A 14,190-nucleotide genomic window follows, 5' to 3' on the forward strand; every position below is an offset into this window, starting at 1 on the left:
ACACTCCCAGGACGGCTCGTGGGCGGTGGCCCGGGCGGATTGATTCATAATTCACTAAGGCAATCTACGGTCGACGGGGCGGAACGCGCCATGCGCTGTGGGACGGAGGACACGCTCACGCCCGTCCCGCCGGCCGGCGGCCGTATACAGGGAGGCCCCGGCCGGGCGCCACGGCGTCCGGACGCGCCACGGCCAAAGATCGCATACTGTCGATGCCGCCCGACCCACGCCGCCGAACACCATCCGTCACCACCGCGAGGACCAGCACCGTGCCGCCCAGCCGAACCGTCAAACTCACGAAGGCGAGCAACGCCGTCGTCGACTACCTTCTCGAGGAGATCTTCGAAGGGCGGCTGCGCTCCGGGCAGCGCGTCGACCTCGTCGAGGTGGGCGACGCGCTCGGCCTGTCCCGCAGCCCGGTCCGGGAGGGCCTCGTCATGCTGGAGCGGGACGGGATCGTCTCGATCCGGCCGCACCGCGGGGTGTTCGTCGAGCCGTTCGACGCCGAGTCGGTGCTCGACGACTTCGAGGTGATGGGCCTGCTGTCCGGGGTGGCCGTCTCTCGGCTGGCGAACCAGCGTGACCCGGCGGTCATCGCCGAGCTGGAACAGCTGATCGCCGAGCTGAAGGTCACCGAGCCGCTCGATCGCATCGGCGAGATCGTCCAGCAGATCCTGCGCGCCCAGCATCGCGCCGGCGGCTCACGGCGGCTGCGCGCCGAGCTGCGCGCCTTCGCCGGCTTCCTTCCGTGGGTGTTCCGCGTCGAGAGCGGCCTGACGCACGCCGACGTCGTGGCGGAGATGGAGCGGGTCATGAACGCCATCGTCGCGGGCGACGGCGACGGCGCCGCCCGCCAGCGCGTCGCGGACTTCCGCGCCGCGGGCGAACGCGTCGTCTCGGCCCTCACCGCCCGAGGCATCCTCTGACCTGGAGCCCCCGGCCGCGCGGCCACCCCGTCCCGGCCACCCGCCCAACGGCGACGTCCTAGGTTTCCTGGATGCCGCCCATGTGGTGGCCGCCGTCGACGGAGAGGACCTGGCCGGTGATGTAGGAGGCCGCGTCGCTCGCGAAGAAGGCGATCGCCTGGGCCACCTCGTCGGGCCGGCCGACCCGGCCGAGGGGGGTGCCCGCGGCGATGTCGCCCGGGTCGATGCCGGCGACGTCCCAGGCCGCGGCCGCCCGCTCGGAGGCGATCCCGCCCACGGCGACGCAGTTGGCGCGGATGCCGTAGTGCCCCCACTCGGCGGCGGTGACCTTGGTGAACATCTGCAGCGCCGCCTTCGCGGCCGCGTAGTGCGCCCCGCCCCTGACGCCGTAGACGCCGGCGTCCGAGGAGACGTTGATGATCGCTCCGGAGCGCTGCGCGACGAGGTGCCGGCCGGCCTCCCGAGTGCAGAAGTAGGCCGCGCGGACGTTGAGGTCGAAGCTCGCGTCCCAGCCCTTGGTCGGCAGGGTCCGCAGCGGGCCCATCCGGGTGCCGCCGGCGTTGTTGACGAGGATGTCGACCCGCCCGAGCTCCGCGACGGTGCGCTCGACGAGGGCGACGACCTGCTCCTCGTCCTTGATGTTCGTCGGCACCGGCAGGCAGCGCCGGCCGGTGGCGTCGCGCACCGCCGCCGACGTGCGTTCCAGGTCCGCGACGGTGCGGGCGGCGATGGCGACGTCGGCGCCGTGGGCGGCCAGCAGCCTGGCGGTCGCGGCGCCGATGCCGGTGCCGCCACCCGTCACGATCGCCACGCGCCCCGTCAGGTCGTAGGGAGCATCCATAAGGCGAGAACCTCTGCCTTCCTCGACGGTCTGGGGCTGCCGGTCGGGCGGTGGCCGGTCAGCGCCAGAAGCGGGCGGTGGACTCGTAGGCGCGCCGGCAGAACTCGGGGACCGGCAGCTGGCGCAGCTCGGCGGACAGCACCTCGACGCTCACCAGGCCGTCGAAGCCGCGCTCGAGCAGGGTCGAGGCGAACCTGTCCAGGTCCAGCTCGCCGTCGCCCGGCATGGCGCGGCGGTGCAACGTCTCGGACGTGGCGCTGCCGATCGGCGCCGGGGCATCGTCGAACTGCAGGTAGGCGATCTCTGCCAGTGGGATCGTCGCCAGCTCCTCCCAGGTGCTCCGCCCCCGGAAGAAGTGCCAGGTGTCGATCAGCACCCCCGCGCGCTCGACACCGGCGGCGGCCACCACGTCCCTGGCCTCGGAGATCGTCCCGACGAAGCCCATCGGGCTGAACTCGACGGCGAGCCCCGCCCCGGCCTCGGCGAGCACCTCGGCGCAGCGCCGGATCAGCGGCGCGGTCTGGGCGGTCAGCTTCGTCCGGAACCCGGCGAGCACCCAGCGGGCGCTGAGCACGGACGCCGCCTCGGCAAGCCTCTCCGCCTGTGCCAGCGTCTCCTCGGCGTCGTCGCCGATCAGCAGCGCGAGCACCTCGTGGCAGCGCAGCCCGGCGGCGTCCAACGTCTTCGCGGCGGCCGGGGTCGCGTTGCCCGCGGCCATGCCGACGGCGGTGAAGCCCGCCGCCGCGGTGGCCGCGGCAAGGCCCGGGACGTCGATCTCCCATCGCGAGTCGGGAGTCAGCGCGATCTCGACCGTCATGAGTTCTCCTCGACGCGAAGTCAGGCCGGCTGGCGGGGCATGACGGTGACCGACGGGATGGAGCCGCGGCAGCGCAGGACGCCGTCGAGGACGCGCAGCAGCTCGTCGACGTCGAGCAGGGCGCCGGTCTGGTACCCGCGGCTGACCCACAGCGGCCGGACCTTCGCCATGTAGTCCCAGTCCCAGTCGGCGGGGAACTCGCTCTGGTTGGGGCCCTCGCCGCCGGCACAGTCGCCGACGACGACGCGGGTGAAGCCGACGTCGGGGTGCTCGGTGCGGTAGGCCTCGACGAGCTTGTCGAGGGCCGCCTTGCTGACCGCGTAGGCGGCGAACCCGGGCCAGACGGGCGTGAGCGACGCGCTGATCGACGACAGGTAGGCCGCGACGCCGCCGGAGGCCTTCAGATGCGGCAGCGCGGCGGCGGTGATGAGAGCCGCCCCGGTCACGTTCGTGTCGAACGCGCGCCGCCAGGTCTGGGCGTCGACCCGCTCGACCGGGGAGAGCGGGCCGATGCCGGCGCTGTAGACGACGGCGTCGATGCCGCCGAGGCCGGCCGCGGCCTCCTCGATCGCGGCCTGGCAACTCGCCTCGTCGGTGACGTCGCAGGCGACGGCGAGCGTCCCGGGGCCCGCCTCCTTCGCCGCGTCCACCAGCCGCTCACGGCGGCGCGCCAGCAGCGCGACCTGGTCGCCGCGGCGGCCCAGGTCCACGCCGATGCATCTGCCGAGCCCGCTCGACGCTCCGACGACGACAGCCTTCACCAGGGACTCCCTTTCTCGGCCGCCGGCCGCGCGCGGCGGCCGGGCGCGCCCGACTGGGTCCCCAGGTACCCCGAGGGGCGGTCGCCGCGGCCCGGGACCCGGCGGCCGCGCCGCTGCCGACGGCAGACTGCCGGCGGTCAGAGGACGAACGGCAGCTTCTCGTAGCCGCGGACGGTGCTGGTGTGCAGCCGGACGGCGCGGTCCCGGTCGACGTCCCACCTGGGGAAGCGGCGCAGCGTCTCCTCGATCGCGACGCGCGCCTCCAGCCGGGCGAGACCGGCGCCGAGGCAGAAGTGGATGCCGTGGCCGAAGGACATGTGGCTGTCGGACGTCCGGTGGATGTCGAAGCGGTCGGGGTCCGGGTACCTGCGGTCGTCGCGGCCGGCGGAGCCGGTGAGCAGCAGCACCTTCGACATCGCGGGGATCGTCACGCCGTGCAGCTCGACCTCGCGGGTGGTCATGCGGCCCTGGACCGGCGACGGCGGCTCGTAGCGCATCAGCTCCTCGACCGCGTTCGGGACGAGCGCGAAGTTGGCGGCGAGCTCGGCCCGCTGGTCGGGATGGTCGGCGAGCACCGAGCCGAACCAGCCGAGGAGGCGGGCGACGGTCTCCGTGCCGGCGCTGACGATCTCCTGGGCGACGGTCGCGGCCTGCTCGGTGGAGAGGCGGCGGGGGCCGTCCTCGGAGGCGATCTCGGCCTCGGCGAGGCCGGTGATCATGTCGTCGCGGGGTACCTTGCGGCGCGCCTCGATCTGCTCGTGCCAGTACGCCTTGAGCTTCACCGTGGCCGCGCGCGAGATGTCGTTGCTCATCCCGGCGGTCTCGTCGTGGTGAAACGTCAGGTCGATCGTCCTGCGGATCTCCTCGCGGTCCGCCGGGTCGACGCCGATGAGCTCGGAGATCACCTTCGACGGGAGCTGCGCGGCGAAGTCCTGGACGTAGTCGAAGCCGCCCCCGCCGACGTGCGGGTCGAGCATCTCGGCGCACAGGCCGCGGATGGCGCCCTCCAGCCGGGCGACCCGGCGCGGGGTGAACGCCCGGGAGACGAGCGCGCGCAGCATGTTGTGGACCGGGGGGTCGGAGAAGATCAGGAACACGGGCGGCATCGGCTCCGGGCTCATGATCTCCAGGACGGTACCGTGCGCGGAGCTGAACGTCGCCGCGTCGCGGTGGGCCTCGTCGACGTCGGCGTAGCGGGAGAGCGCGTAGAAACCGAACCGCTCGTTGCGGTAGAGCGGTGACTCGGCGCGCATCCGCTCCCACACCGGGTACGGGTCGGTGTCGATCGTCTTGTCGAACGGGTCCCAGTACAGGTCAGCCACGGCCGTCGGCGTCATCTATCAGTCCTTGGGTTTGTCGCGTCCAGCGCGGATGGTCGCGGTCCGTGCGCCGCCCGGTGCGGCCGGCGCGTCGAGCGGCGGCCCGGGCGGGCGGCATGCCCAGCATCGCGCATTTGAACAGTGTCTGACGAGCGAACGCACCCTCCCCCGCATTCGGCGGGGTTGTCAAGGCCCGTCCGGTTTCGCCGGGTCACGAGAGCACGCGTCCGGCCCATCAGGCCTTCCTGGCCGCGGGAGCGCGCTTCGAGCCCGTCGGGCCGGCCGTGCGGGTGCGCGGCCGGCCCGACGGGTGCGGGCAGCTGGTTGGTCAGCGCAGCGCGGTGCCGATGATCTGGGGCAGGTCCAGCGTCGTGCGGATACCCGGAAGCGCCGCGACGACGGCGGGGATCGCGTTGACCGGGCGATGGGCTGTGTAGCCGGGCGTCATCGCGCCCATCTCGTCGAGGGTGAGGGGGAAGCGCAGGGTGATGTCGAGGGGGGCGTCGCCCTCGACGGTCACCCGCCAGCCGGCGTCGAGCGCCAGCTCCCAGGCCGGGTCCAGCTCGGTGGAGCAGAACCAGTGCGCCTTGAACTCCAGCAACGGCGTGCCGCCGCGCAGGCCCGTCACCGTGATGCGCTGCGCGGCCACCGTCCCGGCGGCGATGCGGCCGGCGGCGATGTCGATGTCGCGCGTCGCGACGGCGACCTCGCCCGAGGCGGTGATCTCCTCGAGCGGGACGCCCAACGCATCGGCGGTCAGCGACAGCGACGGGCCGAAGGCCTCGGCCAGGTACGCCGCGCGCCGGTCGTCGAACGCCGCCGGCGGCTGCCCGTAGCCCATCAGGTTGAAGATCATGTCGGGCGAGTCGCGCCGCGACATGTTGGCGTACTCGTTGATGACGATCCGGTCGAGCCGGCGCTGGAGGGAGGAGACCACCAGCGGGATCGCCTCGGAGATGAACCCGGGGCTGGAGCCGGTGCTGTGGATCGAGGCCCCGCCCGCCGCGCAGGCCTTCTCCACCTGCGCACGCAGGGCCGGGTCCATGCTGGCCGGGCGGTGGAACTCGCCGCGAGTGGTGACGATGTTCGCGCCGGACTCGAGCAGCCGGCACACCTCGTCAGCGTCCAGCCGGGCCGGCATGTAGAGGACGCAGTCGGCGCCGAGAGCCACGATGTCGTCGATGCTCGTCGTCGCCGCGACGCCGGTGGTGATGCCCAGTCCCGCGAGCTCGCCGGCGTCCTTGCCCGCCTTGGCGTCGCTGTAGACGTAGAGCCCGACCAGCTCCAGGTTCGGGTGTTCGATGACCGTCCGCAGCGCGCGGGTGCCGATGTTGCCGGTCGCCCACTGGACGACCCGGAGCGGAGCCTGCGGTAACGCGGTGTCGCTGGACGTCGTTGTCATGAGTCTGCCCTCCTGAGAAGGAACGCGCCGCCGGGCGCGCCGCCGCCGGTGGAGACGACCGCGGTGCGGGCGTCGGCGACCTGGCGGGGGCCGGCCTCATGGCGCAGTTGGGTGATCGCCTCGTACAGGAATCCGAAGCCGTGCAGCCGCCCCTCGGAGAGCTGGCCGCCGTGCGGGTTGAGCGGCAGGTCGCCGTCCAGGGCGATCCGCTGGCCCTTGTCCAGCCAGTCCTGCGCCTCGCCGAAGCCGCAGAAGCCCAGCCCCTCGAGCCAGGAGATCGCGTTGAAGGTGAAGCCGTCGTACAGGCAGGCGAGGTCGACGTCGGCGGGGGTCAGGTCGGTACGGGTCCACAGGTGCGCGGCCGGGCCGAGCACCACTGGTTCGTGCGTCATCGTGCCCTGGTCCCAGGAGACGCGTTCGTTGATCTGCGTGCCGACGGCCTCGACCTTGATGGCCGTCTTGGGCAGGTCCGAAGCGGCGTCGGCGGCCGAGACGATGACGGCGACGGAACCGTCGCATGGGATGTCGCAGTCGTACAGGCCGAACGGCGTCGAGACGAGGCGGGCCGACATGTAGTCGTCCATGGTCATCGGGGCCCGGTAGATCGCGTCCGGGTTGCGGGCGGCGTTCGCCCGGCCGTTGAGCGCGATCGCGGCGAGCATCTCCCGGGAGGCGCCGTAGCGGTGCATGTACTGGCTCGCCTGCATGGCGATCCAGCTGGCCGCCGAGATGGCGCCGAAGGGGTGGCGCCACTCGGTGTTCAGGCCGGTGGCCCGGCCGGGCATCCCGCCGAGGCGCAGCTCGCGGTAGGTGGACTCCCATACGGTCCGGAAGCACAGCACGTGCCGGCACAGGCCAGCCGACACCGCGAGCATCGCCTGTACGACCGCGCCCGTCTGACCGGGCAGGTCGCCGCCGCCGTTGAACCAGGTCGGGCGCAGGCGCAGCGCCTCCTCCACGGAGGTGACACCGCCCTCGCTCATGCCCATGCCGACCGTGCCGGGATAGGTCGACAGGCCGTCGATGTCCTCGGGGGTGAGCCCCGCGTCCGCGATCGCCTTCAGGCACGCGTCGGTCGTCAGCGACAGCGGGTCGACCATGAGCCGGCGCCCGATCCTCGAGCGGCCGATGCCGGAGAGGACCACGTCGTGCTCGAAGCGCCGGGGCGACAACGGCGCGCGCGGGGCGGGCAGGTTCGGCTCACCGACGCGGTCCCGGGTCTCGTCGGGCTCGCCGGTCGGCTCGAACAGCGGCAGCCAGACGTCCTCACGCTGCTCGAAGGTGACCTGGACCCGCTGGCCGACGTGCACCTCGGCCGGCTCGCAGCCGACGATGTTGGTCGTCAGGCGGACGTCGTCGCTCTCCTCGATCGCGACCACGGCGACCACGTACGGCGGCTTCATGTCGGGCAGCCACTGCTGGACGTTGACGGTGTAGCCGACGACGCTGGCCCGGCCCGACACCTCCTTCGGCGAGACGGCGCTGCCGCGGCAGGTGGGGCAGACCGGGACCGGGGGGTGCACGAGCGTGCCGCAGTCGTCGCAGCCCTGGATGCGCAGGATGCCATCGGCGCCGGACTTCCAGAACCACTCGCTCGCCGGGATCAGCGCGGGGAGAGGCGGCATCGCAGCTCCTTGTCGACCATGGGACCGCCGGCAGCGGGCGCCGGCAGGCCACCGCGTCGTGGCGTGGGGGTGACGGGCGTACAGGATGACAGGCCTGCACCGTGGGTGGTACCACGTGGTTGTTACCACGTTTTCAACATCGACGTCGAAACAAGAGGCTGGGCCTACGGCGCTGACCTGGGCACCACCAGGCGCGACAACATCGCCAGCTCCGATGACCACACGTAGACTGCAACCGGTTCTCGTTGACCGCCGATGCCGACAGCTGGTGTTGATCCCCGACCGCCGACCTCGACCGCTGGCATGGCGGCCGACGGGAGGCGCCACTACCACCGGCCGTGCCGGCCGACCCGCCGGTCGACGCGGTGGGAGAATGAGGAGCGGGCATTGACGTCGGCAACGCCGGTTGACCGCGACAAGGCGACCGGGCCGCGCTCACGCAAGGGCGCCGCCACCAGGGCCAGGCTTCTCGGGGCGGCCAAGGAGGTGTTCGAGGAGGACGGCTTCCTCGAGGCGCGAATCTCCGACATCGCCGAGCGCGCCGGCCTGTCGCACGGCTCCTTCTACCACTACTTCGACTCCAAGGAGCAGATCTTCCGCGAGGTCGCCATGGCCCTCTCCGACCTGCTGAACGCCCCGCTCAGCACGGTGATCTTCGATCCGTCCTCCACCGCGTCCCCGCAGGACCGCATCCGCGCCGGCAACCGCCGGTTCCTGGAGTACTACCGGCAGGAAGCCAGGATCATCGGCGTCATCGAGCAGGTCTGCCGGCACGACACGCACCTCAACATGATGCGTTTCGAGCACCAGCAGCGCGACCGGGAGCGCATCTCGAGCTCCATCGCGCAACTGCAGCGAAAAGGCTGGGTCGACCCCACCATCAATCCGAAGATCGCCGCCTCGGCGCTCGGCGCGATGGTTACCCGATTCGCCGAGATGTGGCTCGTCCAGGGGCTTTTCAAGCCCGATTTCGACGACGGCGTCGAGCAGTTGACGCAGCTTTTCCTGAACGCGCTGGACCTGCGCGGCGGGCCGACGGACGCGGACGACGCCTAATAGCCTCGGCGGCTGACGCTGACGCTGACGGACGGCGGCCGACCGATGACGGCGGGCAGTCAGTAGCCGGTAGCCGGCGCCCGGCGGCCCCCATCGCCGCTGGACACGGTCACCACCTGGCGTCGCCGAGAGGTCTCTCCCCGTGGTCCGGCCGATCCGCGGACCCGCCGCCTCGCCGGCTCGCGGACCCGACGACCACTGGACCTGGCGCGCGGACCGACGCCGTCGGCTCGGAACATCGCGCGGCGGCCCGCCGAACAATTCCGACTCTGACGTCAACGTCGTACAATTACGCTGCTCCGCCAACGTCCCGCAAAGTCAGGTCTTGAGCGACGAGGCGGGGCGAAACTGGCGACCTCGACATCGAAGGTGGGCACACAATGCGAACGGTTGTGGTCGGCGCCTCCAGTGGGTTAGGACGTGCCATCGGCGTCGCCCTCGCCCAGCGCGGCCAGCAGGTCGCGCTGCTCGCCCGGCGCAAGGACCGGCTGGACGATGCGGTCGCGGAGGCCGGGCCCGGAGCGGTCGCGGTCTCCTGTGACGTCACGGACCAGACGTCCGTCAAGGCGGCGATCGAGGAGGCCGCGGCCGCGCTCGGCGGCATCGACTCGGTCGTCTACGCCACCGGCATCGGCGTCCTGCGGCGGCTGGTCGACCACGACACCGCCGACTGGCACCACGTGTTCGACACCAACGTCATCGGCGCGGCCCACATCACCGCCGCGGCGATCCCGTACCTGACGGAGACGAAGGGCGTCGTCGCCTACCTGTCGTCCATCGCCGGCTCGATCACCGAGCCGTGGCCAGGGCTCGGCTCGTACGCGGTCAGCAAGGCCGCGCTGGACAAGCTGATCGAGGCCTACCGGGTCGAGTACCCGACCATCGGCTTCACCCGGGTCACGGTCGGCAACTGCGTCGGCGGCGAGGGCGGCTCCAGCACCGAGTTCCCGTTCAGCTGGGACCCGCAGCTCGCCGGCGCGGTGCACCCGCTCTGGTTCCAGCGGGACTACGTGAACGCGGACTTCGTCCAGATCGAGGACCTGATCAACGTGGTGCACACCGTCGTCAGCAGCGGCGCCGCGCTCAAGTCGGTCGTCGTCGACGCGCGCCGCTCGCAGCCGCTCCCGATACACGTGCCCGCCCAGCCCGAGAGCTCCTGAGTCCCCGGCGCTCAGAACACCGCACGCGAACGGCCGCCAGGTTGAACCTGGCGGCCGTTCGCGTGTCCTGGCCCACGGGGGCGGCCAGGGTCAGGGGGCGGGAACCTCGATGACGACCGCGCTGGCCATGCCGCCACCCGCGCACATCGCGGACACGGCCTTGCCGCCGCCGCGCCGGCGCAGCTCGTGGGTCAGCGTGATGATCTGACGGGCACCCGTCATCGCGATCGGGTGGCCGAGGCTGCAGCCGCTGCCGAGGTAGTTGACGATCTCGTCGTCGATTCCCAGCAGCTGGCAGGCGGCGGCCGGGACCGACGCGAACGCCTCGTTGATCTCCCAGAGGGCGATGTCCTGGATGGACAGGCCGGCCCGGTCGAGCGCCTTCGGGATCGCCTTGACCGGCGCGAGACCAGTCTCGGCCGGCGGGACGCCGACCGACGCCCAGGACCGGATGATCGCGAGCGCCTCGAGCCCGTTCGCCTCGGCGAACTCACGCGAGGTGAGCACCACCGCGCCGGCGCCGTCGTTCGAGCCGGACGCGTTGCCGGCCGTGATGCTGAAGCCCTCGATCTCCGGGTGCAGCACCCTGAGCTTGGCGAGCCTCTCCATGCTCGTGTCCCGGCGCGGGTGCTCGTCGGTGTCGAAGGACAACGTCGTGCCGTCGCGGCGGGTCACCTCGACCGGGACGATCTCCTCCTTGAACGCGCCCGCGTCGATGCCCGCGACCGCGCGCTGGTGTGACCGCAGCGCCCAGGCGTCCAGGTCCTCACGGCTCAGGCCCGTCGCCACGGCGGCGTTCCAGCCGACCGTCACCGACATGTCGTAGTTCGGGGCCTCGGGCGTGTTGCGGTGGGTGGGCGAGTACCAGTCCTCGATGTCGTCCGTGCCCGGCTTGCGGCGCTTGGCGCGCGGCGACGTGGACGAGGAGTTCGTGCCGCCGGCGACGACCACCCGGTCCATGCCGGTCATGATCGAGGCGGCGGCGGTCTGGATCGCGGCCATCCCGGACGCGCAGTGCCGGTTGTGGGCGACGCCCGGCGCGTTCGTGAGGCCGGCCTCGATCGCCGCGTACCGGGCGATGTCGCCGCCGCCGTACAGGGCCTCGCCGAGGACGACGTCGTCGACGATCTCCGGGTCGATGCCGGCGCGGCGGACGGCCTCGCCGACCACGAGCGTCGCCAGCTCGAACGCGTCGACGTCGAGCAGGGAGCCCTTGATCGCGGTACCCACCGGCGTCCGGGCTGTCGAAACAATCACCGCTTCGTGCACGTCAACAGCGCTCCTTCTCAGGCATGGCGGAACGGGGGCCCACAGCGTCGGGTCAGGTTGGCGTGCGGCGGTGTGGGCCCATGCTTAGAAATTTTGACGTCGATGTCAAGACTTGCTCAGAGGCGGTGGCCGCCGCCCGGCGACGGCGCCATCGGACGGATCATGCTGTCCTGTACGAACGAGGCCACCAGCCCGCCGTCCGCCCGGAAGACGTCGCCACGGCCGTAGCCACGGCCCCGCCCGGCGTAGGGGCTGCGCTGCGCGAGCAGCAGCCAGTCGTCGGCGGGTACCGGCTCGTGGAACGTGATCGTGTGCGACAGCACGCTGGTCGAGATCGTGCGATGCGACTGCGCCTGCCCGACGCCGGGGTGCGGCCGCATGGCCGTCCCGATGAGAAAGCCGTCCGTGACGAACGCGAGCAGCGCCTGGCTGGACAGCGCGTCGCCCGGGGCGCCCGGCCAGCGCGTCCAGACGTCCAGCTCCGCCGGGCCGACAGCCTCCGGGTCGCTGATGTCGACGTCGCCGACGACCCGCACCTGCCAGGCGCCCGGCTCGCCGGACGAGACTTCCCCGTGGCCGGCGCCGACGGCCTCCCCCGGTTTCGGCGGCTCGTGCGCCGGCGCGGCGTCGGCGTGCCGGATGAAGTCGGGGTCGTCCGCCGAGAGCAGGACCAACGACTGGGCGATGACCTTGCCACCCTGGCTGATGCTCACCCCGCTGCTGGCCATGCTGCGCCCGGAGTGCAGGCGCGTCACGGCGACGTCGAGCGGGGTGTCCGGCCGGCCGGCGCGGGCGAAGACCGTGTGCAGGGTCTTGACCGTCTTTCCGTCCTGGCCGGCGAGCGCGGCCGCGATCGACTGGGCGAGCAGCTGCCCGCCGAAGACGACCGGGTTGGGTGAGGCGATGCTGCTCGCGGTGTAGCGGTCCTCGCCCGCCGGCTCTAACGCCAGCGAGCCGAGGACCGCGTCGACGGTGAACACGTACCGCCTACTTGGGTGGGAAGCGCAGCGCGCCGTCGAGCCGGATGTTCTCGCCGTTGAGGTACGGGTTGCGGGCGATGGACTCGACCAGCAGCGCGAACTCCTCCGGGCGGCCGAGCCGCTTCGGGAACTGGATGTCCTTGGTCAGCGCCTCCAGCATCTCCGGACGCACGCCCAGCATCTTCGGGGTGCCCATGGTGCCGGGGGCGATGGCGCACACCCGGACGCCGATCGGCGCGAGGTCGCGTGCCATCGGCAGCGTCATGCCGAGGATGGCGGCCTTGGCCGAGCCGTAGGAGATCTGGCCGGTCTGGCCCTCCAGGCCGGCGAGCGAGCCGACGTTGACGATCACGCCGCGCTGGCCCGACTCGTCCGGCTCGTTGTCGGCGAAGGCGCCCGCGGTGACCAGACGGCTCATGTTGAAGGTGCCGGTCGCGTTCATCGCCAGCGTCTCGATGAACGCCGCCTTGTCGTGGGGCTTGTTGCCCCGGCCGACGGTGCGCCCGCCGCCGACGCCGCCGCCGGCGACGTTCACGAGCAGCGACACGACGCCGAGCGCCTTGCCGGCCTCGATCGCGGCCTGCACGTCCTCGTCGACCGTCGTGTCGCCGCCGACGGCGGTGGCCTGTCCCTCGTCGAACTCCTTGGCGACCGCCTCCGCGGCGTCACCGAACTTGTCGAAGATCACGACCTTCATGCCAAGGCCGACGAGGTGGCGCACCGTCGCCGCGCCGAGACCGCCGCCACCGCCGGTCACGATCGCCACGCGTCCGTTCAGGTCCACGTTTCCAACCCTTCTAGGGAGCCAAGGGATGCCCGAAGAGGATCTTCCTTCGCGCACCCTGCGGCCACTGTCTCCGGAATTTGTTCTTTGCTCGACCCACAGACATTACTGACGCCGACGTCAATGTTGGTACACTCACGCCCCGTGACGGCCGGCGGATGTGACGTCCGCCACAGATGGGGAGCAACCACATGGCGATCTTCACAATGCGGTTCGACTTCCGCAACCCGGCCATCGCCGGGACATCCATGGCCGAGCGCTATGAGGCCGCGTTAGAGATGGCGGCGTGGGCCGACCGGCTGGGCTTCCACAGCGTAGGCCTCTCCGAGCATCATGGCGCCGACGACGGGTACCTGCCCAGCCCACTGACCATGGCGGCCGCCGTCGCCGCCAGGACCAGCAGGTTGAAGATCATGATCGCGGCGCTGATCGCGCCGTTCCACGACCCGCTGCGCCTCGCCGAGGACACCGCCGTCCTCGACCACCTCTCCAGGGGGCGGCTCGAGCTGGTGCTCGGCGGCGGCTACGTGCCCGCCGAGTTCGAGATGTTCGACGTCTCGCCCAAGGAGCGCGCCAGGCGGGTCACCGAGGTCATCCACACCCTGCGCCAGGCCTGGACCGGTGAGCCGTTCGAGTACCGCGGCCGCACGGTGCGGGTCACGCCGGCCGCCCTCTCTCCCGGCGGACCGACGATCACCATGGGCGGCAGTTCCGAGGGCGCGGCCCGGCGCGCGGCGCGCCTCGACATCGGCTTCACCCCGACCGACGCCGCCACCTGGGACCACTACCGCGACGAGCTGGTCACGCTCGGCCGCCCCGACCCGGGCCCCCGCCTCGGCGGCCGCACCGGCGCCTTCTTCCACCTGGCGCGGGACGTCGACGCCGGCTGGGAGCGGATCGCGCCGCACGCGCTGCACGAGTCGAACGCCTATGGCGCCTGGCTCACGTCCGGCGGCAGCGGCACCGCGACCGGCGTCTACGCCTCGGCCGAGTCGACCGAGGCGCTGCGGGCGACCGGCCAGTACCGGGTACTCACCCCGGCCCAGCTCGCCGAGGACCTGCGCGCGCAGGGCCCGTTCGCACTGTGCGTCGTCAATCCACTGATGGGCGGCATCCCGCCGGAGGTCGCCTGGGAGAGCTTGCGGCTGTTGGAGACCGAGGTCATCCCTAAGCTCTGAGGATGCGGCACTCTGTGCCATAGTGGTGTGGAGGGCGCTCCTCAGGGCAGTTCCGGCGCGCACCGGCCTGCC

At 72.0% G+C, this 14,190-nt stretch carries 13 protein-coding genes; 4 read left to right on the forward strand and 9 right to left on the reverse strand.

Annotated features, from left to right (window positions below):
* The first annotated feature begins 269 nt into the window (after positions 1-269).
* Positions 270-926: a GntR family transcriptional regulator gene (locus FRCN3DRAFT_RS0231130; RefSeq protein WP_007508096.1), complete on the forward strand. Its 657-nt coding sequence runs from the start codon at positions 270-272 to the stop codon at positions 924-926.
* Between the two features lie 58 nt (positions 927-984).
* Here the strand turns inward: FRCN3DRAFT_RS0231130 and FRCN3DRAFT_RS0231135 are convergent, their stop codons facing one another.
* The 6 genes from FRCN3DRAFT_RS0231135 to FRCN3DRAFT_RS0231160 all read right to left on the reverse strand — a co-directional run bounded on the left by FRCN3DRAFT_RS0231135 (position 985) and on the right by FRCN3DRAFT_RS0231160 (position 7,691).
* Positions 985-1,767: an SDR family NAD(P)-dependent oxidoreductase gene (locus FRCN3DRAFT_RS0231135; RefSeq protein WP_007508098.1), complete on the reverse strand. Its 783-nt coding sequence runs from the start codon at positions 1,765-1,767 to the stop codon at positions 985-987.
* Positions 1,768-1,825: 58 nt separating this feature from the next.
* Entirely contained in the window at positions 1,826-2,584 is a 759-nt protein-coding gene (locus FRCN3DRAFT_RS0231140) for a sugar phosphate isomerase/epimerase family protein (protein ID WP_007508099.1), read from the reverse strand.
* A 20-nt stretch (positions 2,585-2,604) separates the two neighbouring features.
* Entirely contained in the window at positions 2,605-3,345 is a 741-nt protein-coding gene (locus FRCN3DRAFT_RS0231145) for an SDR family oxidoreductase (protein WP_007508101.1), read from the reverse strand.
* Positions 3,346-3,482: 137 nt separating this feature from the next.
* Complete coding sequence (locus tag FRCN3DRAFT_RS0231150) at positions 3,483-4,682, reverse strand: cytochrome P450 (protein ID WP_007508104.1); 1,200 nt, start codon at positions 4,680-4,682, stop codon at positions 3,483-3,485.
* Between the two features lie 310 nt (positions 4,683-4,992).
* Positions 4,993-6,066, reverse strand: coding sequence for an NAD(P)H-dependent amine dehydrogenase family protein (locus FRCN3DRAFT_RS0231155; protein WP_007508106.1), 1,074 nt, complete (start codon positions 6,064-6,066; stop codon positions 4,993-4,995).
* Positions 6,063-7,691 (reverse strand): thiolase C-terminal domain-containing protein, encoded by a 1,629-nt coding sequence (locus FRCN3DRAFT_RS0231160; RefSeq protein ID WP_007508108.1) that lies wholly within the window; start codon positions 7,689-7,691, stop codon positions 6,063-6,065. The genes FRCN3DRAFT_RS0231155 and FRCN3DRAFT_RS0231160 overlap by 4 nt, the downstream gene beginning before the upstream one ends.
* Before the next feature lie 387 nt (positions 7,692-8,078).
* Between FRCN3DRAFT_RS0231160 and FRCN3DRAFT_RS0231165 the strand changes: the two genes are divergently transcribed.
* Both FRCN3DRAFT_RS0231165 and FRCN3DRAFT_RS0231170 read left to right on the forward strand, forming a co-directional pair.
* Complete coding sequence (locus FRCN3DRAFT_RS0231165) at positions 8,079-8,747, forward strand: TetR/AcrR family transcriptional regulator (RefSeq protein ID WP_007508109.1); 669 nt, start codon at positions 8,079-8,081, stop codon at positions 8,745-8,747.
* Between the two features lie 380 nt (positions 8,748-9,127).
* On the forward strand, positions 9,128-9,907 hold the full coding sequence (locus FRCN3DRAFT_RS0231170; RefSeq protein ID WP_007508111.1) for an SDR family oxidoreductase: 780 nt from the start codon (positions 9,128-9,130) through the stop codon (positions 9,905-9,907).
* A gap of 90 nt (positions 9,908-9,997) precedes the next feature.
* On the opposite strand, the gene FRCN3DRAFT_RS0231175 is transcribed toward FRCN3DRAFT_RS0231170, so the two are convergent.
* From FRCN3DRAFT_RS0231175 to FRCN3DRAFT_RS0231185, 3 genes are all read right to left on the reverse strand, one after another.
* The gene (locus FRCN3DRAFT_RS0231175) at positions 9,998-11,176 is read right to left on the reverse strand and encodes a thiolase family protein (protein ID WP_007508113.1); all 1,179 of its coding nucleotides are present in this window, start codon (positions 11,174-11,176) and stop codon (positions 9,998-10,000) included.
* A 116-nt stretch (positions 11,177-11,292) separates the two neighbouring features.
* Positions 11,293-12,156, reverse strand: a complete 864-nt coding sequence (locus tag FRCN3DRAFT_RS0231180; RefSeq protein WP_007508115.1) for an acyl-CoA thioesterase — start codon at positions 12,154-12,156, stop codon at positions 11,293-11,295.
* Positions 12,157-12,163: 7 nt separating this feature from the next.
* Positions 12,164-12,940: an SDR family NAD(P)-dependent oxidoreductase gene (locus FRCN3DRAFT_RS0231185; RefSeq protein WP_007508117.1), complete on the reverse strand. Its 777-nt coding sequence runs from the start codon at positions 12,938-12,940 to the stop codon at positions 12,164-12,166.
* Positions 12,941-13,131: 191 nt separating this feature from the next.
* On the opposite strand from FRCN3DRAFT_RS0231185, the gene FRCN3DRAFT_RS0231190 reads away from it, so the two are divergent.
* The gene (locus tag FRCN3DRAFT_RS0231190; RefSeq protein WP_007508119.1) at positions 13,132-14,118 is read left to right on the forward strand and encodes an LLM class flavin-dependent oxidoreductase; all 987 of its coding nucleotides are present in this window, start codon (positions 13,132-13,134) and stop codon (positions 14,116-14,118) included.
* Positions 14,119-14,190 lie beyond the last annotated feature (72 nt).

It is taken from the genome of Pseudofrankia saprophytica (assembly GCF_000235425.2).
GTDB classification, from domain to species: Bacteria; Actinomycetota; Actinomycetes; order Frankiales; family Frankiaceae; genus Pseudofrankia; species Pseudofrankia saprophytica.

Excerpts from the sequence above, each read along its gene's own strand:
- FRCN3DRAFT_RS0231160 (WP_007508108.1), bottom strand. The coding sequence starts at position 7,691 with ATGCCGCCTCTCCCCGCGCTGATCCCGGCGAGCGAGTGGTTCTGGAAG.
- FRCN3DRAFT_RS0231150 (WP_007508104.1), bottom strand. The coding sequence starts at position 4,682 with ATGACGCCGACGGCCGTGGCTGACCTGTACTGGGACCCGTTCGACAAG.
- FRCN3DRAFT_RS0231170 (WP_007508111.1), top strand. The coding sequence starts at position 9,128 with ATGCGAACGGTTGTGGTCGGCGCCTCCAGTGGGTTAGGACGTGCCATC.
- FRCN3DRAFT_RS0231190 (WP_007508119.1), top strand. The coding sequence starts at position 13,132 with ATGGCGATCTTCACAATGCGGTTCGACTTCCGCAACCCGGCCATCGCC.
- FRCN3DRAFT_RS0231140 (WP_007508099.1), bottom strand. The coding sequence starts at position 2,584 with ATGACGGTCGAGATCGCGCTGACTCCCGACTCGCGATGGGAGATCGAC.
- FRCN3DRAFT_RS0231135 (WP_007508098.1), bottom strand. The coding sequence starts at position 1,767 with ATGGATGCTCCCTACGACCTGACGGGGCGCGTGGCGATCGTGACGGGT.
- FRCN3DRAFT_RS0231155 (WP_007508106.1), bottom strand. The coding sequence starts at position 6,066 with ATGACAACGACGTCCAGCGACACCGCGTTACCGCAGGCTCCGCTCCGG.